Consider the following 21,583-nt stretch of genomic DNA (forward strand, 5'->3'; position numbering starts at 1 on the left):
AGGAAAGAAGAAGAAGGAAGGAGCCAGAAGAAGGAAGGAGCCAGAAGAAGTATTTTTACAAATATGAGATGCTCCCGGCTGCTCTTTGAGCAACCGCAAGCAATTTTTATCGACATTATCATACCGTATCTGACCGAATTTGAGGTTTTGGAAGGGTTTAAATGCGATCGAACTACTTGTCAAATACCTGCTATCGTGATGAAAAATATTATTCCGATGCGAAGGGAAACGATATCAGGAATTGTAGCTGTTGAGAACAGAAGTCCGATGCTGCGAACCTAATTATATTTTTTTCACCGAATTTTATATGGTTCGTAAGAGAGTTAATTTATACACGACAAGATTTATTGAATTTGCAACAGCATTTAACCTTTGTGCTGTAAAATGTAGCAGTTCTCAGTTGCCGACTATATAGTAGGGACTTACCGAGGGCCTGTTTTCGTGTCGGCGATCGGCTAAAATCCATGATAAATCTCGTTCTTAGCAAAGTCTCGATTAATAAAAATAATGCAACAGTAGGCCAGTAATCCAAACCCATACCAAATAAGCCATTCCCAATTCTAAAATCTAAAATCTAAAATCTAAAATGGTATGACTTTCATCTCCCTTCAATATGCGCTGTTTCTGTTAGTTTTGTTCGCGGCTTACTGGTCGGTTCCGCTGCGGTGGTGGCGGCTGTTCATCATGTTGGCGGGTAGTTTGATTTTTTATGCTTCGCTGCAAATTTGGTACATTCCTCTGCTGTTAGTCGGTGCTTTGTTTAATTACTGCTTGGCGATGGCGATTGGGGAACCTCTGGATTGGCGGATTGCTAATGAATCTTGGAACCGCCGCCGTTTGTTGCTGCTGTGGATAGGCATTTGTCTGAATGTGTTGCTGCTTCTGGGCTTTAAGTATGTGCCTTTTTTATTGAGTTCGATCGGCACTTTGTTCAATTGGCCTGTAGCTATCGACGGGGCTGACTGGGTGAAAAGTCACGTCATCGCACCCCTGGGATTGAGTTTCTTTTGCTTTGAGTGCATTGCTTATTTGATTGACGTGTACCGAGGCGCGCCTGCTGCTACTTCGCTGCTGCACTTTGCTGCTTACAAGTTGTTTTTTCCAAAACTGATTTCCGGCCCGATTACTCGGTATCACAACTTGATTTATCAACTGAAAACCCAGCAATTTCCGACGCCAGATCGCATTTCTGAGGGGCTTTGGACGATCGCCTTTGGTGCAGTAAAAAAAGGTCTTTTCGCAGATAACTTGGGAATTTATGTCGATTTAAGCTTTACCAACTTGCAGCGGGCGGGTAGCGAGGATTTGTGGCTGGCGATTTTGGCTTACGGGCTGCAACTTTATCTCGATTTTAGTGGCTATGTTGACATGGCGCGCGGTACTGCTTTGCTGCTGGGTTGGTATTTGCCACCAAATTTTGATTTTCCTTATTTTAGTGCCAGCATAGCTGATTTTTGGCGACGCTGGCACATGACTTTAGGCGATTGGCTACGCAATTATTTGTATTTTCCTTTGGGCGGTTCGCGAGTCGGTTTGTGGCGCACTTGTCTGAATTTGTCGATCGTCATGTTAATTGCGGGAATTTGGCACGGGGCAGCTTGGGGATTTATTGTGTGGGGGGGTTTACACGGTTTAGCTTTGGCGGTTCACAGGCTGACTGATGTGCTGTTTAAGCGGTTGCGGATTGAGTTTTTGTGGGAAAATCCGATCGGTATTGCGATCGGTTGGCTGTGGACTCAGGCGATGGTTTTTGGTAGTTGGATATTTTTCCGACTTCCCGATTTAAAGGATTCTGGATGGGCGATTTCGCATTTGTGGGGACACACTGCTGATGTGCAGTTTGCTGAGAAAGTTTATGTAGAAGCTTTGGGTTTAGATAGAGTGAGTTTAGCTTGGATGTTGGCTGCTTTGGCTGTGGCGATGCTGGGGAATTATGCGTTGAGTCGGGGTTTGAAATTGGAGTTAAATTGGCCGATGAAATTGGTGTTAGTGCCGCTTTGTTTGTATGCGGTTTGGCTGTTGGCTCCCGAAGGCGGTTTGCCTTATATTTATTTTGATTTTTAGGGTATTGTTTAATTCGCCTTCTGAACAGGCTTTCCGGCCTGTTCCACAAAGAGTAGATTTTCTTGTGGAACAGGCCGGAAAGCCTGTTCTTGACAAGGGTGCAAGATGTCAGTCGAAGTGATTACCCGCTACCTATAGCAATCCTAAATGATTCAGATACATTTGTAGGGGTAGTGCCCCCGTGCCTACCCCCTATCTATCGGGCAACCACGGGGGGATTGCCCCTACAATAATTATGCAAATGATTTAGGATTGCTATATTAGTGTCAACTTAAGCTTTGAGTCCGTCAGTCCTCCCGCTCACCCAACAGTCCGCCAGGGAATGAATTCCCTGTCTCATAGCGAAAGTCCTCTCAAAGAGGACTGAAGAACTCATTAGTCCTCATAGCGAGGAATTTCGCTTTGATATCATTTCCGGTTACACCGGCATGATGTTGACGGTTGACGCCGTGAACAGTCAACAGTCAACAGTCAACAGTCAACACTCAACAATCATCTCGCTCCTGCAGGCTACAACTGATAAGAACACCAGTCACTCCAGCTACCGACATAAAGTTTAGCATCGGGAATTCCGGCGATTTCTAAAGACAGTAAATTAACGCAAGCTGTCACCCCGGAACCGCAATAAACGATGATTTCTTCCGCTTTTTCTAATTCCGTCCACCGGTGTTTTTGTTCCGAGGCCGATCGCACTTTTCCTGTTTCATCCGTCACCCCTTGCCACGGATAGTTAACCGCACCCGGAATGTGACCTGCAATGGGGTCGATCGGCTCCCGCAAACCTTCATATCTCTCACTTTCTCGCGAATCAACCAAAACCTTTCCCGGCAAGTCTTTACGCTCTTTTACCGCCTCAATATCTACCGCCAAATCCGGCTGCAAGTGAGCAACAAATTTACCCTCGCGGGGGTCGGGCAAAGTATTTGTTACCGGATAGCCCGCCGCTTTCCATGCGCTGAAACCGCCGTCTAACAAAGCGACTTTGCTGTGTCCCATATATCGCAGCAGCCACCACAAGCGAGCAGCAAAAGCCAGTCGCGAATCGTCATAGGCGACGACTAAAGTTTCTGGTGAATTAATGCCGATCGCGCTCAATTTATCAGCTAATTCTTCAATATTTGGCAGCGGATGTCTACCGCCGTGTTTGCCCACTGAACTCGCGAGATCGCGGTTTAAATCTAAGTAGAAAGCTCCAGGAATGTGACTTTCTTGATATTGTTTTTGTCCCAATTCAGGGTCGCCAAGGGAAAAACGACAGTCAATGATTACAACTTGCGGATTGTCGGTATTGGTGGCTAACCATTCAGGAGAAACGATTAAAGTGTTGTCAGTCATAATTTTTCACATCAATATTTGAACATTTATCGGGAAGGAGCTTTTTTCTCTGGTTCTGCTTTATCGGTACGAGATTTTTTAGGAGTTGCTTTCTCCGAAGCTCTTTTTTCAGAATTTGATTTTTTAGGAGTTGCTTTTTCCGAAGGTGATTTTTCGGCGGGCGCGGGAGTTGGAGTTGGCTGAGGGGGAGTTACTGCTGCTTCTTGAGCGTAAAGCAGATATTTCTGATACTCGATTACTTTTGATTGAGCGAGTTGATAGTTGGGGCTAGACACTGGTACTCTTCTCATTAATGAGACCGCTTCTTGCCAACGATCGATAACTGTCGTCCAGTCTTGCTTGGTTTTTGCCGATCGCCCTAACTCTGCTGCTGTGAGTGCGCTGTTAACGGCTTCTCGAAAAGTATCTGGTGCAGTTGCTAAATCTGCTGTTCCATCGGGATTATTCCCAGCAGTTGCTGCTGGCTGGTTCAAAATTTTACCGACAAACGCCACCACGGCGATCGCCAACATACCCGTTACTAGCCCGACTACAATGAAAGTCGATCGCAGCCGGTTCTCAAAAGCAGCAAGTTCCGGCGGTTTTTCTTCCTCAATATTGCTCTCCATCTCTGTGCGATCGTCCATATTAGCAACAGCAGTATTTGGTACAGCTTCTCCTGCAAAACTTTGTTGTTCAAAAGTGCTGTTCTCCAAACTAAACTCTTGACTCCAAGCAGCAGCAATCTGACCGCTTTCTCGGCCATCCACCTTCACTTTGCGAATCGAATCCGGCTGCAAATTCGTCAGCTCGGTGCGAACAAAATCAACTAATGTATCTTCTTTCGGTACTTGCTCGGCCTCAAGAATTACATCCAAACAATCGCCGTCGAGATTTGCCGAGGCTGTGATGCCTTCAGATTGCAACTGGCTGTCAAGCCAAGATGCGATCGCCTGCGGATTTCCCTGCTTGGCAAGTTCCTGAAAATTAAGCTCTGTCATAGCTGGACACCTGATAATGCAGAAGGTAGAAGGTAGAAGGAAGTTCGGTAACGGATTACGTAACAGATGTAACGGATGGAAGAAGTCAGAAGGCTTTAGTTATTTAGCAGAGAAGTCAGAAGCAATATGATAGCTCATGTTTCAGCAATTAAGAACGTCTTAACCTTCGGGCGCGGTTGCTATAGAAGGCAGAATTAATGAAAAAGTCAGAAATAGTTTTTTTAAAGTTGAAAACACCCTAACTGAAATTCAACAAATAGTATAATGTATCGTGGCAAATCCCAGCCCAAAGATGCAAATTCTCACTCTCGCTCCCCCTCCCAGCCCTTGGGAAAAGACTCGCATTCCTTACCCCCAAACGAACTCAGGTTTGTAGTGAGGCATGCAAGTCGTCTTGCTCAGCCGCCAAATACTGTTGCTGCAACCAGGTTTTTGATACCGGGCGCGCCAGTCCAGATATTGCCAGCATCGCCCCTACAACCAGCATCCGCCTGGAAAAATCCTCGATCGCGCGGATGTGAGATTTGAGATTAAAAAATTGTGCGATCGCAGTGCCATCGGCCGACAGCGAGTGATATCATCAGTTAGTCAATATTCAAGTTTTTATAGCAAATAACTCGATCGCACAATGGTAGCAATAGCAATTTTAGCTGCTGGACGCGGCACGCGCATGAAATCTGACTTGCCTAAAGTTCTACACGAATTGGGCGGTCGATCGCTAGTTGAGCGAGTCCTCCAAAGTTGTCAAGAAATTCAAATTACCAGGCGACTTGTCATCGTCGGTTATCGAGGCGAACTCGTTAAAGAATCCCTGATTCGAGGTCAAGAAATATCAGGGAAAAATCTTCAATCTCCTCCCCTAGAATTTGTCGAACAAACCGAACAATTGGGAACAGGTCATGCCATCCAACAATTGCTGCCTCACTTAGAGGGATTTCAAGGAGACTTGCTGGTCTTAAATGGGGATGTACCTTTGCTGAGGGCAGAAACTATCAAACAATTGATGGCCATTCACAAACAGCACCAAAACTCTGCTACTTTATTGACAGCTAATTTGCCGAATCCCCAAGGATACGGTCGAGTATTTACCGACAGTCAAAACTTAGTCCAGCAAATTGTCGAAGACCGCGACTGCACACAAGCTCAAAAGCAAAATCACCGAATTAATGCAGGTGTTTACTGCTTTCACTGGCCGGATTTAGAGAAAATTTTGCCAGAATTGAAGGCAGACAATGACCAAAAAGAATATTACCTAACTGATACGGTAAATTTCCTCAGTCCGGTGATGGCGGTGGATGTGGAAGATTATCAAGAAATATTGGGAATTAACGATCGCAAACATTTAGCTACAGCTTGCGATATTTTGCAAACGCGGATAAAGGACAAGTGGATGACGGCGGGAGTGACGCTGCTCGATCCCAACAGCATCACCATTGACGATACCGTAGAGTTGCAGCCGGATGTGGTAATTGAACCGCAAACTCACTTGCGGGGAAATACTTCGATCGCCTCTGGTAGTCGCATCGGCCCCGGCAGTTTGATCGAAAACAGTCAGATTGGGGAAAATGTGACTGTGCTTTATTCGGTGGTTTCTGACAGTATGGTTGCTGAAAATTCGCGAGTTGGCCCTTACGCACACTTGCGGGGACACGCAGAAATTGGGGCGAACTGTCGCGTCGGCAATTTTGTAGAATTGAAAAATACTCAAATAGGCGATCGAACTAATGTCGCTCACTTGTCTTATTTAGGCGACGCGACTTTGGGAGAAAAAGTCAACATCGGTGCTGGGACAATTACGGCGAATTATGACGGAAAAAACAAGCACCAAACTCAAATAGGCGATGGGAGTAAAACTGGTTCTAACAGCGTGCTGGTTGCACCGATAACTTTGGGCGAAGATGTTACTGTAGCGGCGGGTTCTGTGGTGACAGAAGATGTGCCGAATGATTGTTTAGTAATTGCCCGTTCCCGGCAAGTTGTCAAACCAGGTTGGAAGTTGAAAGAACCTACAAAGTGAACGATTGTTCACTTTTTAGATGATGAGTTTCCACCCAATCGCGAGTTTCGCACTGGATACCAAAGAAACCGGGTTTTTATACTGGAAGCGATCGCACTCTAGAAGAGATTTTGGTGAAAAACCCGGTTTCTGCGTAAGTCCGCAACCTTGAGAAATCGGGTCGATCGCGATCGGCTATTTTTGGTGATTTTGCTGGTGCAGATAGTTGTTAATCGCTTTGGCGATTTTTGCTTGCTGGTATGGGTTCATGGTGCGGGGTAAGGAGATGCGAGAGCCTCCACAAGCTAACAGCCTGACTTCGTACCAAATGTCATGATCCCGATCTTTTGTGCGATCGACTTCCACACCATAAATATCGCACAGAGAGTATTCCATTACTTTACGTGCCAACAAACCCCGCTGTTTAACAGTCAAGGTGTTTAAATTTTCATCGAAGCTGTAGATTTCATTATTTCTCAAGACGATCGCTGCGATTCCTGCGAGCAAAAATATGCCTCCTGTCCATCCCAACCAGTGATCCTCTTGGCTTAAGCGCAGCAATCCATTTTTTGCATTTTTAACAAAAAAATTGATGTCAGAAGCCACAGCGTCTTGGGTTCCCCAATTAGTGGAGTTAGCAGTGAAAGGAACAGTGCCAACAGAAGTCAAAAGTACAACTCTGGTTTTATAGCCGCATCTTTCAACTTTAGCTCCCCGCAAAGAAGCCAGCTCAATTTCTTTGATGTTCGACCCCAGTAAATTCGATCGCACAATCTGGCAATTTCCTTGTTTTGCCTTCAATCGCTGGCAGTTCAGGGTTGCTGCATGATAGTCAAAAGTCAGCGATATCAGTCCAACTGCCATGAATAAACAACTAGGGAGCCAAAAATCAAATATGCTTTGAGTCTGAATTATTAATTCACTCGCTGTTTGCTTGATTATTTTCATTTATCTCACCCTTTTATTCCAAAATTGAGGCTACACATCGACTTCCTGACCCCGATCAGCCAAGTTGTTAACTTATATATTATTTGAAGTCGTCCTGTGCCATGACCCCTTTTATATTGCTAATAGGTTAGCACTAAAATGTCTGACCGACAACAAAGGTCGCGAGTTTACCTGCGGATGGGTTTAAGATAGCTTTCCGTGATTTAAAGTAGATGAATCTTAAAAGTATATTAATTATGTTATGGGAATGAGACCTTAGCTTCGCGAGCCGTAGGAAAGTAATCACTCTGGTGAGAACAGGTTTACATTTTGTTACATTATCAGGTTTATTTGTGCCTACTTAATTATCATTAAGCTAATCAGCATTTAAATTGCATGGTCAAATAAACTTTCACTCTTGTGAGGAGTAGGGGTTGGGCCCGAAAGCCCGCCCTCAACACAAAATTTAAATGCCCAACAGCTTAGTTATGGATTTGGGCGATTGCCTACGCGATAGCTAGGGTTCACCGATTTGTAGGGCAAATACATTGCTAAGCGTGCGATTATCGTTAATCGAGATATAGCTGCGAATCAAGTCAGCCATTTTGTATTGTTCTGTTAGTGAATAGCTTCTTAAACAGATGATATCGCCCCCTAACATCCACAAATCAACATAATAGCTACAATTTCCCTCGCTATCTCCTATTTCCTCTAATTCCACCGCAGAAATCTCGCGAGTTGAGCATTCGGTAACATCATGAAGCCACACACCGCGTCGTTTAATGGTCATTTTGCTAAAAGTTTTATCAAAAATGTATGTTTCATCTATCGCGCCGTCCAACAAAGACAGCGAAAACAACAGAAATATACCTCCACCTATCCAATTTGATGCTAAAATTATCTGCAATAGTCCAATGACAATGAAGGGAGAAATTAATAGCAAACCATCCCAGGCGCTGGCAGTTTGAATTGTTAGTTTAGTAGGTGTTCGCGTGAGAATTTTCATCAGTTAATTTTGGATTTTCACCAACAAGGTGAATTACTTATCTATCCGCTGTATACAATTTATCAGGCACGGATTATTATTTAACACTGGTTTGGACGATCGCACTTTTGGTGTTGTAAACAGCCTTGACAGCATAAGCGTCGCCTGGACGTTGCTGTAAAGCTCTGTTAAAATTGATTAAAGCGGTTTGATAGTCTCCCTGCCCGTATTAGATATAGCCGAGTTTCATCGATTGTTTGAAGTCAGAAATTTGAGGAGCAACACGAGCAGAAATAGGCTCAGAAACAGGTGCTACGACAGCAGGAGATGGCTCGGCAGCAGGAACTGACTCGAAAGCAGGAGATAACTCTTGATAGGGTGATGGAGAAGTGTTGAAACCAGAAGGCAAAGAAGAGGGCGATTGCTCGTTATACCCCTGCTCTACATTAGATCCAGAGTCAGAGACTTTTACAAAAATTTGGCCATAAAATACTGAAGTAGTAATGCCTCCCAATACAAACATTAGCAATCCAGCACATTGAATTAAAAAGGTTTTTCTGATTTTTTCATTGCTCCAATTTTTGATATAAAAAACCAATGATGCCAATGGGACAAGCAAGTAAAGCACTCCCCAAATAGTTTCCTCTCCAAAAGCTTGAACTAATCCCCAAAAATAGCCAACAAGACTTAAAACTAAACCTAGGATGAAAAATAAGGCGATCGCAATTCCAGGCATTTTCTATTTCTCCGATTGATGTATAGTTATTTTGCCAACTGTAAAGGAGAGGATTTTCTACCTGCAACTCATTCCCCTGTTTGCTGTGTTAAAAATAGATTAGCGGTGAAAACAGTCCGATCGCGCACAGCGAATGTTAGGATTTTGGTTAGGAATTAGACTAGGAACTCGATCGCGACTGCCGCAAATGATACCCTCTACCCTCGATCGACCCGAAGAACCATTTGCACGCGCCAGCAACGGCTGGGACATCCAAAAGCTTTACACCGACTTGGCAAATGCCAAACAAGAATTCGCCCCCCACACCAGAAGAGTTTCGTTCACCCTAATGGCGGGTGATGCCTACGATCGCACTTCCCCAGTTCAAATATTTTCACCTTTAATGTCGCAAGGAGGCTCACGCTCTACCGGATAGGGTGAGCGTTGAGAGGAATTGCGACCAACAAAGTTCGGACTTGCGTAGCACTGCTTTTTAAGCTATCATCTCATAAGCGTGAGTTTTAAAAGTCGATGAAACAAGTCTTAACCCTAGTTGTAAAGCTTCAACCTACGCCAGAACAGCGTCAATTATTAGACGATACTACCAAGGCGTTTGCTGATGCTTGCAACTATATTAATAACAACGTTAAGGCGAGTTTGACCGAGAGAAACTCAATCCAAGCAGTTTGTTATCAAGACGTTAAAGAGCGTTTTGGTTTAACCGCTAATCATGTTGTTAGAGCTTGTGAAGCGAGTCGGTGCGAATCGTTTAACTGCCAAATATAAAGGCAAAAAAGTTAAAGGATTCAAGCCTACCAGTTTTGACTGTGATTCTCGTACTTTCCGTTTGATTGAAGACGGCTATTTAGCTAGTATCAGTACCACGGGAAAACGAATCAAAATACCAATGAGAGTTAGTAATTATCAGCGCGGTCAACTCTCAGGTCAAAATCCAATTTCCGCACAATTATGTCAACATAAAGATGGGGATTGGTATATCCATATTCAAGTTAAAAATGATGTACCATCCCCTTTGAAAACCAGTCATGTCATGGGGGTCGATTTTGGCAGACGCGATATCGCTGTAACCAGTACAGGGAAGTCATGGTCTGGAAAAGAAATTCAAGACAAAAGAGATAAATTTAATCGGGTTCGGGCTTCTCTCCAAAAGAAAGCTACTCTAGGCACTCTTGTCAACTAGACGTAGAGCTAGAAACATCTTGAAACGGTTATCGGGTAGAGAGAGACGGTATCAGGCATGGTTAAACCCTGACGGGGCGACAGGTCGCCTGAAAGTCATACAGTCCGGCAACTCTAGACAAATAGCATGAAAAAAGATAGGGTAAGAAAGCTTCTTACCCAAAAAACAATTAAATGATACCAGAATTATATCATGCCCATTTGTCAGAAAAGCTGACACGTTCTAATTACTTAGTGACAATTTTATTGATTCAAGTGGTGCAATCGATTAAAGAAGTCACATTAGAAACCATAGCGACAAAACTAGCAATACCTATTAATTTTGAAAGTAGAAAAAAATCTCAGAGATTTTTATCAGAGAATGAATGGAGTATAGATAATATTTGGTTGCCACTGGTGATTGGTTGGATTAAAGGTAGTGTCAAAGAAAATAAGGTTATATATTTAGCAATAGATCGAACCAAATGGCAATCAAATAATATTTTGATGGTCAGCATGATTTGGCGAAAAAGAGCCATTCCTATTTATTGGAAAGCCCTTGAAAAACAAGGGAACAGCACATTGGAAAATCAACAATTTGTATTAACGCCAGTATTCGCCGCCTTATCAGATTATAAATTGCTCGTGTTAGGAGATCGTGAATTTTGTAGTGTTACCCTGGCAAATTGGCTCAGGGAGAAGAAAGTAGATTTCTGTTTACGACTAAAAAAGAATGTTTGCATTTCCGACAGAATCGGAGTTATGGACTGAACTAAAACTGCTAGGATTAGAGCCAGGAAATAGCTTTTTCAATCAAGAAGTAACAATTAGAAAAACCGCACCCATTAAGGGGTTTAATAAAGCCGGTAAGTGGCTGGGCAAATATCGAAATATTACTACAGAAGAACCTTGGTATATTCTGACCAGCTTGGCAGATATACAAGCAGCAGTTGATGCCTATGCAAAAAGATTTGGAATTGAAGAAATGTGAGCGAGACTTTAAGAGTGGAGGATATAACCTAGAAAGGACTAATCTCACCGGTGAGCGATTGAGTAAATTATTAATTTTGTTGTCACTAGCATACTTGAAGAGTATAATCCAAGGGATAGAAATTAAGTCAAAGCAAGTTCAAGAATATCTAAGCAGAAAAACAGAAAGTCACAGAAAATATGCTAGACATAGCACTTTTTATATTGGACTTTGGGGTGAATCATGGGTCGATTTGATGTTTAGTAATTGGCAGGTTGTTGTTGAATTAATGTCTTTGTCTCCACATAAACTACCTAATTATCAACAAGGCATAAGAGCTATGAGGCTTATTCTATCAGCGTTATAGGTGACTTGTCGCCCCGACAGGGTTAAACCATAATATATCCAAAGCTATCATTAACGAAGCCAAGCAATCTCAATCCCTCATTGCTATTGAGGATTTAACAGGTATTCGAGCTAGAACCAATCAGAAACCGAGAAACAAGACTGAACGAAGACGGTCTAATTCTTGGGCTTTCTACCAACTGCGTCAATTTCTCGAATACAAAGGAATAAAAGAAGGAATTGAGATCCTAGCAGTTAACCCTGCTTATACCAGTCAAACCTGTCATTGTTGTCTGCACATTGGACTCAGAAACAATAAGTCTTTTAAGTGTAGTAATAAAGCTTGTGGATGGATTGGGGATGCTGATAATAATGGCTCGTTGATGATAGCTTTAGTGGGGCTGAGTGTAAACCAGCCTGGAGGTTCAGAATTGTTGGCTTGTCCAATTGATTCTAGGGCTACTGAAAGCCTACGCTGTACGCTTGCGTCAGCGTAGGTAGTTTACCCATGATTTATCTGGACGTGCAACTAGCTCCTGGCAAGCAATTTACCTTACCGGGTCATTACAGCGAACAGGCTGTTTACAGCGTAACAGAGGGGCTTATGATCGATGGAGTGCCTCTGGAACAACATCGGTTGGCAGTTCTCACTTCAGGCACTGAAGTAAACATTTCTGCTTCCGGCAAGGCTCGTTGTATTGTGATTGGCGGTGAACCTGTTGGTGAGCGCCATAAGTGGTGGAATTTTGTTTCGAGTCGGCACTCGCGCATTGAGCAAGCCAAACTCGATTGGAGAGAGGGACGCTTTGCTCAGGTTCCTCAAGAGACAGAGTTTATTCCGCTGCCAGAAGAGCCACCTTCTCAAGCAGAGCAACCGTTGTGAATAACCGCAGCGATTTAAATTAAAAAACTGTTTTTTGATTCAGAATTCGTCTTTTTCACCTGACGGGGTTGTCACCCCGTCAGATTTGTGGATTGACAGCCGGGAAAAATCATAGGTTTTTTACTTGATTAGAGTTTTTGTTTATACCATAAATATGCAACCCTAATTAAGTAGGTGAGAATATTGTAGGGATGATTGATTAATTGTCCCTACAATTTTAGAAGGGTAATTATATCAAGTCTGAACGAGCGATCGCAATACCTGAGAGTCTGGAGGGTTGACGAATAGTTACACCAGGAATCCGAGTTCCGGGTGAACCCGTCCCTACAGGATTGGGATGCTTTCGTAACTATCTGCCTATATTCCGCTTCATGCGATCGAGTTCTTCGTCTGCTTCCCAGCGTTGAAACTTTTCTTCTAAAGGATCTGCGGCATTAAAACTGTTATAATTTGAACTCTGATTCCAACCCTTTGTATCCCAATTTTGCTCTGTTTTAGCGGTAGTGCGAGTTGCAGCTTCGGCTGCTTTTGCTCGGACTTCTTTTCTCCTTACTTGAATTTGGCGGTACAGTTCTTTTGCTTTTTCAATCCGTTCTTTGCAGCCTTGCATTTGCCCCCAGCGCTGATTTCCCTGACGCAGCAAAGCGGCTTGCCGCTCTTGGGCGGCTTGAGCTAAATCGAGCCTTTGAGCAGCTTTAGCTTTGTTGATGCGATCGTTCCAGCGCTGAATTTCTTGGGCGGCCGAGAGAATTTCGGCTTGCAGTTTTTTCTCTTGTTTTTGGATATCGAGAATCAGCCGCAGAGTGTCTTCTTCTTGTTCCTTCAGTTGTTCTTCTATTGCCTGCAATTCCAGATGGGGATTGCTACGCAAAAATTCTTCTAATCGGGTTTCTAGAAAGCGGCTGAAATCATCAAATAAGCCCATTTTTTATAATTCCTCAGTCATCTGTTATGAGTCATTAGTCATTGGTCATTAGTTATTAGTCATTGGTTCTTAGTCACTGGAGATTGATTATCGATCCTGAGTTGTTAGTTATAGCAGAAGAAAGTTCGGTAACGAATTGGGGAAGCGATTTAACGGATAGAAGGAAGAAGCAATAAGAGCAATGGTTTCAGCAATTAAGAACGTCTTGGCGGTTCCTATATTATAACTTTTTTCACTGCTCGTGATATACAGCCCGATCGCTGCCCATTACTGATTACCGATGACCTAAGTCATAACTAATGACTGAGGACTAATGACTCATAACTGATGACTGATTAGAACTTTTGGCCGACAAAAACCGATCGCACATCTCCTCCCTTGCGGATAACTGCTTCTTGATTTTTGATTTCTGCCAGCGTCCAACCGCTAGCGCCGATGCTTTCGCCGACATAAATTCTGCGGGCTACGCCGTCTACTTCAAACAAAGCAGCAGATCGATCGCCCAACTCCAAAATCCCTACCAGCGTGTGGGCGGAAGTCGGGGCGCTGCTGACTGCTGGTGCCGATTGCTCGGGCGCGGGCGCAGATTGCTGGGCGGCTGCGGGCGCTGGTGCCGGTTCGGTTTCGCGAGCCAAAATCTTTGGCTGGGGAGACTCCGAGGGGGAAGGGGAAGCGGCGACGGGCTCTCGATTGCCCGCAGCGGCGATCGCACGACCGGAGGCTGGAGCAGCAGGCGAGGGGGAAACTGCCCCGGTTTGAGGAGCAGCCGGAGCAGCCGGAGCAGCCGGAGCAGCAGCCACCTGAGCAGGCGGAGCCACAGTCACCTGAGCGGGGGGAGGGATGACTACGACTTGGGGTGCTGGTGCTCCCGGCTGCGCGCCGGCTTGTTCTAGGGCATCAGCGATGCGGTTGACTGCTGTCGAAAGACCTGCTGTTGCCGGTGGCGCGCCGGAAATTGGAATGCTCGGCAGCGTCCCTGGGGTGGGGGCTCCGGGAACTCCTGCAAGTTGCGGGTTAGCTTGGGGTGCTTTTTTTTGTTCGATCGCTTCTAGCGAGCGCTGCACGTATTCCACAAACGGGGTGTCTGGTGCTGTTTTGCCACTTGCTACCGACCTCTCTGGTGCGGGGGTGGCGGGCAAGCGCACGAGTCCCGACCTGCTTGCGAGCCATAACCCCATGACTAGCAGCAGCGACCCACAGGCTGCTCCCAGCAGGATTCTGTCGAATGATTGTTTGGACTGCTGTTTTTTGGTTGTTTCTAGGGCGACTTGGCGGGCGATCGCTTCTACGTCTTTTTCGCCCCGCGGTGGCTGGGGGGGTGCCAACTGCGACAAAACTATTTGAGGTACCGAGATCGACTTGAGCGCCACGAATTCTGGCTGCACGGGTTCCGATGGCAGTCCGCCGCTACCGTCGAATGCTCCATCGACTCCTTCAAACAGTTCGTCCATCAACCGATCTGCGTAGGACTCTACTGCCACTGCTTCGGCTGGCACTGTTTCCACCGTCGCCCTCACGGCGATCGGCTCTGACGCTGATTCCAAAGACATCTGTTTGGCGATTACTTTTTGAGGCATAGTTTTCTGTTTGCTCCCGCTCCTCGACAACCCTGAGATTCTCAACTTCAGACTTCTACAGGATAGTTGTGATGTTGACCAATTCTTGGTTCAGAACAGGTCAATTGTATCTCACCCATCACCATATTTTTAGTCCTCGGCCAACTTACTTTGCCCGATCGACTTTTGTTTTACCTGTTTTGTGCCTTTTCGCCCCTGTTTTCTGCTGCCAGTCTTATTTGCTTACCCTGACTTTTACTGCATATTCTAGTGCTTTTGTCAACCCCACCCTCCGGGGCTTCGCTGTTTTTGACACACAGCTTTACTTGAGGCGATCGCAAAAAAAGCGGTTTTTTTGCCGCTGTTTCCGATCGCATTGCAGCTTTGACAAGGATTTCAGACTTTTATCCGTCTTAAGTTTGTTAGTCAGTTTGTTTGACAGTAATAACAAGCTACAGATTTTATAACTTTAATAGTACCATAGCTTCATCACAATTAGGTAATAAATTGTCAAACGTTGCAAAATCGTCGGCTAAATAAGAATCATTCCTAATAAAATTTTTACATTTTTTTACAACATTGTTTGTAATATGAAAATAAGAAAAATCCTTAAGCTTAAACATAACTTTCACTTATAATTAGGAGCGCGCGGTCAAATTTTTGCAGAAAATAGCAAACTCTAAATTTGCCTGATTCAGCGCAGCAAGAAAATTGTCATTGCTGGAGCTTGACAGAGGATAAAAGCTGAGGGGAATATCTAGCGAAACTTGTGCAGCATCCCAACGGCGAGTTCCGGCTTTCGCATTAAAAATACAGGTTGGACGATCGCTCCGAATTGAGGCATAATAAAGGTACATACATTAGGTAAGGCAACATCTCATGGTTAACGTTATCCGAGGCGATGTAGATAAACCAGAGTCATCTAGAAGGCTAGCTGAGTTCTTTGAGAAGAGAAGCGATATCGATGGCAGCTTATATCTAGGATACCCAATAATCGGAACCTCTCAGGGGGGCTATCAGATTGATGCTCTTTTGGTATCCAGAGAGCAGGGTGTTGTTATTTTTAACATTGTGGAAGGAACTGATATCAGCCTAAACATAGAAGAAGTACAAGATGAGAGCATAAATAAAATTCAATCTAAACTACTTCAACAGAAATCTCTCACGAACAAAAGAAAATTAATGGTAGAACTTGGTGTGGTAACATATGCACCAGCTTGGAGTCATAAACCAGAGCGTTTAGACGATGAATATCCGGTCATAATTAGTGATTCAGAACTTACAAACTACTTGGAAAAACTAGAATGGCCATCATCGAGTGAATATTTTGAAGAACTTAACTCAGTCATACAAGCTATGACTTCCATAAGAAAAAGAAATCAGCGCAGCTATGTTAAGCAAGAAAACTCCAGGGGAGCAAAGCTCTATAAACTAGAAGAATCAATCGCCAACTTAGACAGAAATCAAAGTGCAGCAGTAATTGAAACAGTCGAAGGTGTCCAGAGAATTAGAGGTCTTGCTGGTTCGGGTAAAACCATAGTTCTAGCTCTTAAAACTGCATATCTACACGCAAAACACCCCGATTGGCATATTGCTGTAACTTTTAATACCCGTTCGTTGAAAGGTCAGTTTAAGCAGCTTATTAATACTTTTACTATTGAGCATAAAAGTGAAGAGCCAGATTGGGAAAAAGTCAAAATAATTCATGCTTGGGGAAGTCCTTCAATAGAAGGAATTTATTATGAATTTTGCAAAAGACATAATATTGAATATCGAGATTTAAATTCAGCAAAAACGATGGCTAAATATGGTCAAGAGTTTGATAGAGTTTGTGAGGAAGCTCTTAATAAAATTAAAAATTATCAGCGGTATTATGATGCTATACTTATTGATGAAGCCCAGGATTTTTCTAAACATTTCTTGCGACTTTGCTATGAAATTTTGAAAGAGCCAAAAAGAATGGTTTATGCTTATGATGAGCTTCAAAATCTAAATAAAAAGACAATGGAATCACCGGAAGTCATCTTTGGAACAGATGTTCACGGTAAACCACGTGTTCAACTTCAGAACAAAGCAGGGGAATCGAAACAAGACATTATTTTAGAAAAATGCTATAGAAATTCTCGTCCCATCCTAACTTCTGCACACGCTTTAGGTTTTGGTATATATAGAAATGAAGGATTAATCCAGATGTTTGAAAATGCTGGATTATGGAGAGATATTGGTTATGAAGTAGAGGCAGGAAGCCTGGAAGATGGAAAATTTGTTAAGCTTTCTAGGACTAACAATACCAGTCCTAAGTTCCTGGAATCTCATTCAGATATTGAAGACTTAATTATGTTAAAATCTTTTGACAGCAACAAAACACAAATAGAATGGCTAATAAATGAAATCGAAAAGAATCTTAAGGAAGATGAATTGAAAGGTGACGACATAATGGTTATCCACTCTAATCCACTTACAACTAGAGAGGCTGTTGGAGACGCTAGAGCTTTACTATTTGAAAAGCGGATTAACTCTAACCTTGCTGGAGTAACAACTTCACCAGATGATTTTTTTCGTGAAGAAACGATCACTTTTACGAGTATCAATAGAGCTAAAGGAAATGAAGCTGCAATGATATATGTGATCAATGCTCAAGAATGCTTTTCAGGTTATGAACTTGCCATAAAAAGGAATATCTTATTTACTGCGATGACAAGAAGCAAAGCTTGGCTAAGAGTATTAGGTTATGGTGAAAATATGAGAGGTTTAGTAGAAGAATTTAATAAAATTAGGGAAAAAAAGTTTGTTCTTGAATTCACTTATCCTACAGAAGAAGAGCGCAAAGAAATGAACCTTATTAATAGAGAGATAAAGCTACAGGGAGGCGGTCTTATGGCTAAGTCACGTAGTAGTCTAATAATAGATTTAATTGAAGCTCTTGAGAAAGGTGAAATCCAAAAAAAAGACTTACCCCAAGAGTTAGTAAATAAACTAAAAGACAAGCTTTGAGAATCTTTAACATCTCCAGACAAAAATCTCAAACTTTTATTCTGCATCAAGTAAAATCTAATTTATGAATAAGTTTAATGACTAGCCATCAAGAGATTTTCAAAGAAATTAAGGAAATCACTCAAAAATTAATATTAATTGGTTTATCGGATAAACAAAATTTTCCTTCATCTACACAGACTGGTAAAGGTAGTTATAAAATCGCATATTCTGGAATGCAGGATCTCTCAATAGTATTAAAAAATGTTGATTACAAAGAGATGTATGAGGAATTAGATAGAAATGACAACTATAATATCAAAATGATTGATGGTGCGTTAATCCAGTTGATGTATACTTATAAAAATTCTAGTTTTATTTCACATAGATTAGCCTTCTTTCCATCACCATTTTTGGAAAACTTTCAGAATGATCCGGAGATTTATGAAAATGACGAAATATATGCAGACATAATAGCAAAAAATATATTGCCAGTACCAATTAGATTTGATTACGATCCAGACAACCATCAGGAATTAGATCACCCGAAATCCCATCTAACTTTGGGACAATTTAAAAATTGTAGAATACCTGTTTGTTCTCCCATAGCACCCAGTACATTCATATCTTTTATTCTTGGTAGTTTTTACAACACCGCATTTAAAAAATTCACAGCTCAACTTACATTTTCCAGTAAGCTTTTTAATAAAACTATAACTTCCGGAGAAAAAAAGATATTGCACATAGCTATTGAATGACCAAAGAAATTAGCATACTTAACTTTAAGTAAGTGGGTACAAATAAACATCACGTGGGGAGGGCGGGTTTTGCCACAGTAAACTCGATTCTAGTATAGAAGCTACGCTAAACCAGCCCCTACAAGACCCTACAATATATTATTGTTTTTTCGTGATGTTCTACAGCACAACCCAAATTAACCCACCCGTTCGGCCAATTCCAACCAGCGCTCAGTCGCATGATCGATCTGCTGCGTCAACTGAGCTAAACGATCCGATAACTTCTTTACCTCCGCAAACCCGCTCGGAGCATTGTTAGACAATCTCTTCTCAATCTCTTGTTTCTCAGCTTCCATCTTCGGAATTTGACTTTCTAATTGTTCGTATTCCCGCTTCTCATTAAATGAAACTTTGGTGGAGCTTTGAGTGGAACTCTTGGATTTTGAATTGTTAGATTCAGCGGTGCGTGTTAGTTTTTCTTTTTCTTTTTGTTCTTTGATTTCCTTGGCTTCTTCGGCTTTTTTGTAGTCTAAATACACTGAATAATTGCCGGGATACAAGCGCAAATTGCCACCCGGTTCCAAGGCGAAAACCATGTCGATCGTGCGATCGAGAAAATAGCGATCGTGGGACACCACAATCACGCAGCCGTTAAAATCTTCGAGATAATCCTCCAAAACCGCCAAAGTCTGCACGTCTAGGTCGTTTGTCGGTTCGTCCAAAATCAGCACGTTCGGCGCACTCATCAGCACTTTCAACAGAAATAATCGGCGCTTTTCCCCGCCCGAAAGTTTGTTAATCGGTGCATACTGTTGGTTCGGTGGAAACAGAAACTTTTCCAACATTTGAGAAGCGGTAATGATTTCCCCATCCGCCGTTTGCACCAACTCGGCCACACTTTTCAAGTATTCAATAACTCGCTGGTCTTCGTTCGGCGTCAAATCCTCTGAATGCTGGTCAAAATAACCGATATGAATGGTTGTGCCAATTTCGACAGTACCCGAATCCGGCTGAATGCGTCCGGTGATGATATCCATCAGCGTGGATTTTCCCGCACCGTTGCAGCCAATAATTCCAATCCGGTCTTCGGGCGTGAAATTGTAGGTAAAATCTTTAATTAAAGTGCGATCGCCGTAAGCTTTACTGATATGCAGTAACTCAATCACCTTCTTACCAATCCGGCGGCCTGCTGTGGCAATTTCGACTTTGCCGTTGGCTGTTTTGAACTCCTGGGCTCGCATATCTTTAATGCGATCGATCCGAGCTTTTTGCTTGGTACTCCGCGCCTTCGGCCCGCGTTTGAGCCATTCCAATTCGCGCCGCAATACACCCGCGTGTTTGCGAACTGTGCTGGCGGCCGATTCTTCAGCTAAGGCTTTTTTCTCCAAGTAATAAGCGTAATTGCCAGCATAATTGTAAAGGTCGCCGCGATCGATCTCTAGGATGCGATTGGTAACGCGATCGAGAAAATAGCGATCGTGCGTAATCAGCAGCAAAGCACCGCGATAGCCGTTCAAATAGTTCTGCAACCACTCCACAGACAGCGCATCCAAGTGGTTTGTCGGTTCATCCATCAGCAACACATCGGGCTCGGACAACAAAGCCGTTGCTAAGGCAATTCGCTTGCGGTAGCCGCCCGACAAGTCGGCAATTTTCGCATCAAAATCCTCAATCCCCAACTTGGTCAAAATCAATTTGGCCTTCGTTTCCAAGTCCCACGCATCCACCTCATCAATGCGTTCCGACACCGCAGACAGACGCGCCATCAGCTTGTCTGTATCGCCTTTGCCGTGGGAAAGTTGATCGGAAATTTCCTCGTATTCTCGCACTAAAGCCATTTGTTCGCCACTGTCAGCAAATACTTGCTCTAAGACAGTGTGATTTTCGTCTAAATCCGGCTGTTGGGGGAGATAGACAATTGTAGACCCTGGATTGACCCAGCGATCGCCAGAGTCGATCGACTCCATACCGGCAATCATTTTCAGCAGGGTTGATTTCCCGGAACCGTTGGTGCCGATGAGTCCGACTTTATCGCCTTCATCCAGGCTGAAACTGGCATCTGTCAAGAGTTCCTTGATGCCGAAGTCTTTTTTGATCGATCGCAGAGTAAAAATAGTCATGAGTATATAAAATTATTTACCTAACTTTTGACATCGATAAGCGAATTGCGGTATTTTAGGTTATATCATATATTGTAACGCATCTGCAATACAATTATAGGAACAATCTAGACTAAAAAAGTGAATGTTCCAAATAGATTTCACACTAGATGCTTTGTTTTTCTATGATATCAGAAGTAGGACTATCAAAAAGGCGTGATTTTCAGTTTAACTGGGACACTTGATCTGGTTTCATCCGAACTAATCTTGATGTTGCGAGGGCCAAAATGAAAAGAGATCGTATTACAAGCAATCCAAAGCGGATGAACGGGCAACCATGTATTCGCGATCTTCGGCTTACTGTTTGTCGAGTGATCGAGCTGCTAGCAACTTATCCCGATCGAGAAGAGCTAGATCAAGAGTTTCCAGAACTAGAGGATGAAGATATCCGGCAAGCCCTAGGTTTTGTATCTTCTTACCTTGACGAGCTCATCATTGAGCTACCTAATCGCTAGTGAGTTAACTACTATTACAACTGAATAAACCGCTTTTTTACATTATTTCATACAAAACACTAAATTGGGTATGACGAGGAGATTGACAAACAAAAAACCTAGGCGGTAAAATGAGGAAAAAAGCACGGATAATTCTCAAATGAACGATCGCTCCTCAGCAGATTTGATATCTGTGACAGAGTTACACCCCCAGCTTAATGACTTACTCCAGCAACTATCACCAGAACGATTACAAGTGCTTGCTGATTTTGCGGCTTACTTAGCAAATGCTGAAAGCGAAGCTGCAACTCAAGAACTTTTGGCAATTTCTGGATTGCTAGAGCGAGTTAAGCAAAATCGAGCAACTCCTAAAACTGATTATACAAAGTGGAGAACTCTTCGCAATGTACTATAATATAG

Annotated in this window: 23 protein-coding genes; 15 read left to right on the forward strand and 8 right to left on the reverse strand. The window is 43.1% G+C overall.

Going from position 1 to position 21,583, the window contains the following annotated elements; translation table 11 throughout:
* Both QUB12_RS30910 and QUB12_RS30915 read left to right on the forward strand, forming a co-directional pair.
* A partial coding sequence (locus QUB12_RS30910) for a hypothetical protein (protein ID WP_333309969.1) occupies nucleotides 1-282 on the forward strand: 282 nt, incomplete at its 5' end.
* A 309-nt stretch (nucleotides 283-591) separates the two neighbouring features.
* Nucleotides 592-2,064 carry an MBOAT family protein gene (locus QUB12_RS30915; protein ID WP_333309972.1) on the forward strand — a complete coding sequence of 491 codons (1,473 nt, stop codon included), beginning with the start codon at nucleotides 592-594 and terminating at the stop codon, nucleotides 2,062-2,064.
* Nucleotides 2,065-2,574: 510 nt separating this feature from the next.
* Here the strand turns inward: QUB12_RS30915 and QUB12_RS30920 are convergent.
* Both QUB12_RS30920 and QUB12_RS30925 read right to left on the reverse strand, forming a co-directional pair.
* Nucleotides 2,575-3,399, reverse strand: coding sequence for a sulfurtransferase (locus tag QUB12_RS30920; RefSeq protein ID WP_333146163.1), 825 nt, complete (start codon nucleotides 3,397-3,399; stop codon nucleotides 2,575-2,577).
* Between the two features lie 26 nt (nucleotides 3,400-3,425).
* Nucleotides 3,426-4,379, reverse strand: coding sequence for a hypothetical protein (locus QUB12_RS30925; protein ID WP_333146161.1), 954 nt, complete (start codon nucleotides 4,377-4,379; stop codon nucleotides 3,426-3,428).
* A 628-nt stretch (nucleotides 4,380-5,007) separates the two neighbouring features.
* Between QUB12_RS30925 and glmU the strand changes: the two genes are divergently transcribed.
* Nucleotides 5,008-6,396 carry a bifunctional UDP-N-acetylglucosamine diphosphorylase/glucosamine-1-phosphate N-acetyltransferase GlmU gene (glmU, locus tag QUB12_RS30930; RefSeq protein WP_333146159.1) on the forward strand — a complete coding sequence of 463 codons (1,389 nt, stop codon included), beginning with the start codon at nucleotides 5,008-5,010 and terminating at the stop codon, nucleotides 6,394-6,396.
* A gap of 174 nt (nucleotides 6,397-6,570) precedes the next feature.
* Here glmU and QUB12_RS30935 read toward each other — a convergent pair whose 3' ends face one another.
* From QUB12_RS30935 to QUB12_RS30945, 3 genes are all read right to left on the reverse strand, one after another.
* Complete coding sequence (locus QUB12_RS30935; protein ID WP_333146157.1) at nucleotides 6,571-7,323, reverse strand: hypothetical protein; 753 nt, start codon at nucleotides 7,321-7,323, stop codon at nucleotides 6,571-6,573.
* Nucleotides 7,324-7,819: 496 nt separating this feature from the next.
* Nucleotides 7,820-8,308: a hypothetical protein gene (locus QUB12_RS30940; RefSeq protein ID WP_333146155.1), complete on the reverse strand. Its 489-nt coding sequence runs from the start codon at nucleotides 8,306-8,308 to the stop codon at nucleotides 7,820-7,822.
* Nucleotides 8,309-8,516: 208 nt separating this feature from the next.
* Nucleotides 8,517-9,023, reverse strand: a complete 507-nt coding sequence (locus tag QUB12_RS30945) for a hypothetical protein (RefSeq protein WP_333146153.1) — start codon at nucleotides 9,021-9,023, stop codon at nucleotides 8,517-8,519.
* Nucleotides 9,024-9,156: 133 nt separating this feature from the next.
* On the opposite strand from QUB12_RS30945, the gene QUB12_RS30950 reads away from it, so the two are divergent.
* From QUB12_RS30950 to QUB12_RS30975, 8 genes are all read left to right on the forward strand, one after another.
* Complete coding sequence (locus QUB12_RS30950) at nucleotides 9,157-9,438, forward strand: hypothetical protein (RefSeq protein ID WP_333146152.1); 282 nt, start codon at nucleotides 9,157-9,159, stop codon at nucleotides 9,436-9,438.
* 95 nt (nucleotides 9,439-9,533) lie between these two features.
* Entirely contained in the window at nucleotides 9,534-9,788 is a 255-nt protein-coding gene (locus QUB12_RS30955) for a hypothetical protein (protein ID WP_333146151.1), read from the forward strand.
* Complete coding sequence (locus QUB12_RS30960; protein WP_333309975.1) at nucleotides 9,748-10,203, forward strand: hypothetical protein; 456 nt, start codon at nucleotides 9,748-9,750, stop codon at nucleotides 10,201-10,203. The genes QUB12_RS30955 and QUB12_RS30960 overlap by 41 nt, the downstream gene beginning before the upstream one ends.
* Before the next feature lie 173 nt (nucleotides 10,204-10,376).
* Nucleotides 10,377-10,952 carry a transposase gene (locus QUB12_RS37645; protein ID WP_445252087.1) on the forward strand — a complete coding sequence of 192 codons (576 nt, stop codon included), beginning with the start codon at nucleotides 10,377-10,379 and terminating at the stop codon, nucleotides 10,950-10,952.
* Nucleotides 10,915-11,172: a hypothetical protein gene (locus tag QUB12_RS37650; protein ID WP_333411864.1), complete on the forward strand. Its 258-nt coding sequence runs from the start codon at nucleotides 10,915-10,917 to the stop codon at nucleotides 11,170-11,172. Before QUB12_RS37645 ends, QUB12_RS37650 begins: the two co-directional genes overlap by 38 nt.
* Entirely contained in the window at nucleotides 11,141-11,518 is a 378-nt protein-coding gene (locus tag QUB12_RS37655; RefSeq protein ID WP_445300680.1) for a hypothetical protein, read from the forward strand. The genes QUB12_RS37650 and QUB12_RS37655 overlap by 32 nt, the downstream gene beginning before the upstream one ends.
* Before the next feature lie 34 nt (nucleotides 11,519-11,552).
* A complete protein-coding gene (locus QUB12_RS30970; RefSeq protein ID WP_333146173.1) occupies nucleotides 11,553-11,993 on the forward strand; it encodes a transposase in 441 nt (146 codons plus the stop codon).
* A gap of 11 nt (nucleotides 11,994-12,004) precedes the next feature.
* Nucleotides 12,005-12,379 carry a pirin-like C-terminal cupin domain-containing protein gene (locus QUB12_RS30975; RefSeq protein ID WP_333146149.1) on the forward strand — a complete coding sequence of 125 codons (375 nt, stop codon included), beginning with the start codon at nucleotides 12,005-12,007 and terminating at the stop codon, nucleotides 12,377-12,379.
* A 349-nt stretch (nucleotides 12,380-12,728) separates the two neighbouring features.
* On the opposite strand, the gene QUB12_RS30980 is transcribed toward QUB12_RS30975, so the two are convergent.
* Both QUB12_RS30980 and QUB12_RS30985 read right to left on the reverse strand, forming a co-directional pair.
* Nucleotides 12,729-13,304, reverse strand: coding sequence for a TIGR04376 family protein (locus QUB12_RS30980; RefSeq protein WP_333146148.1), 576 nt, complete (start codon nucleotides 13,302-13,304; stop codon nucleotides 12,729-12,731).
* A 335-nt stretch (nucleotides 13,305-13,639) separates the two neighbouring features.
* Entirely contained in the window at nucleotides 13,640-14,881 is a 1,242-nt protein-coding gene (locus tag QUB12_RS30985) for a hypothetical protein (RefSeq protein ID WP_333146147.1), read from the reverse strand.
* Between the two features lie 858 nt (nucleotides 14,882-15,739).
* Here QUB12_RS30985 and QUB12_RS30990 point away from each other — a divergent pair.
* Both QUB12_RS30990 and QUB12_RS30995 read left to right on the forward strand, forming a co-directional pair.
* On the forward strand, nucleotides 15,740-17,854 hold the full coding sequence (locus QUB12_RS30990) for an ATP-binding domain-containing protein (protein ID WP_333146145.1): 2,115 nt from the start codon (nucleotides 15,740-15,742) through the stop codon (nucleotides 17,852-17,854).
* 77 nt (nucleotides 17,855-17,931) lie between these two features.
* Nucleotides 17,932-18,591: a DUF2290 domain-containing protein gene (locus tag QUB12_RS30995; RefSeq protein ID WP_333146143.1), complete on the forward strand. Its 660-nt coding sequence runs from the start codon at nucleotides 17,932-17,934 to the stop codon at nucleotides 18,589-18,591.
* Between the two features lie 176 nt (nucleotides 18,592-18,767).
* On the opposite strand, the gene QUB12_RS31000 is transcribed toward QUB12_RS30995, so the two are convergent.
* Nucleotides 18,768-20,690: an ABC-F family ATP-binding cassette domain-containing protein gene (locus QUB12_RS31000; RefSeq protein ID WP_333146142.1), complete on the reverse strand. Its 1,923-nt coding sequence runs from the start codon at nucleotides 20,688-20,690 to the stop codon at nucleotides 18,768-18,770.
* 266 nt (nucleotides 20,691-20,956) lie between these two features.
* Here QUB12_RS31000 and QUB12_RS31005 point away from each other — a divergent pair, with 266 nt between their 5' ends.
* Together QUB12_RS31005 and QUB12_RS31010 are read left to right on the forward strand one after the other, a co-directional pair.
* Nucleotides 20,957-21,184 (forward strand): DUF433 domain-containing protein, encoded by a 228-nt coding sequence (locus tag QUB12_RS31005; protein WP_333146140.1) that lies wholly within the window; start codon nucleotides 20,957-20,959, stop codon nucleotides 21,182-21,184.
* A gap of 139 nt (nucleotides 21,185-21,323) precedes the next feature.
* The gene (locus QUB12_RS31010) at nucleotides 21,324-21,578 is read left to right on the forward strand and encodes a hypothetical protein (RefSeq protein WP_333309979.1); all 255 of its coding nucleotides are present in this window, start codon (nucleotides 21,324-21,326) and stop codon (nucleotides 21,576-21,578) included.
* The last annotated feature ends 5 nt before the right edge of the window (nucleotides 21,579-21,583 follow it).

This window comes from Microcoleus sp. B7-D4 (assembly GCF_036705125.1).
GTDB lineage: Bacteria > Cyanobacteriota > Cyanobacteriia > Cyanobacteriales > Microcoleaceae > Microcoleus.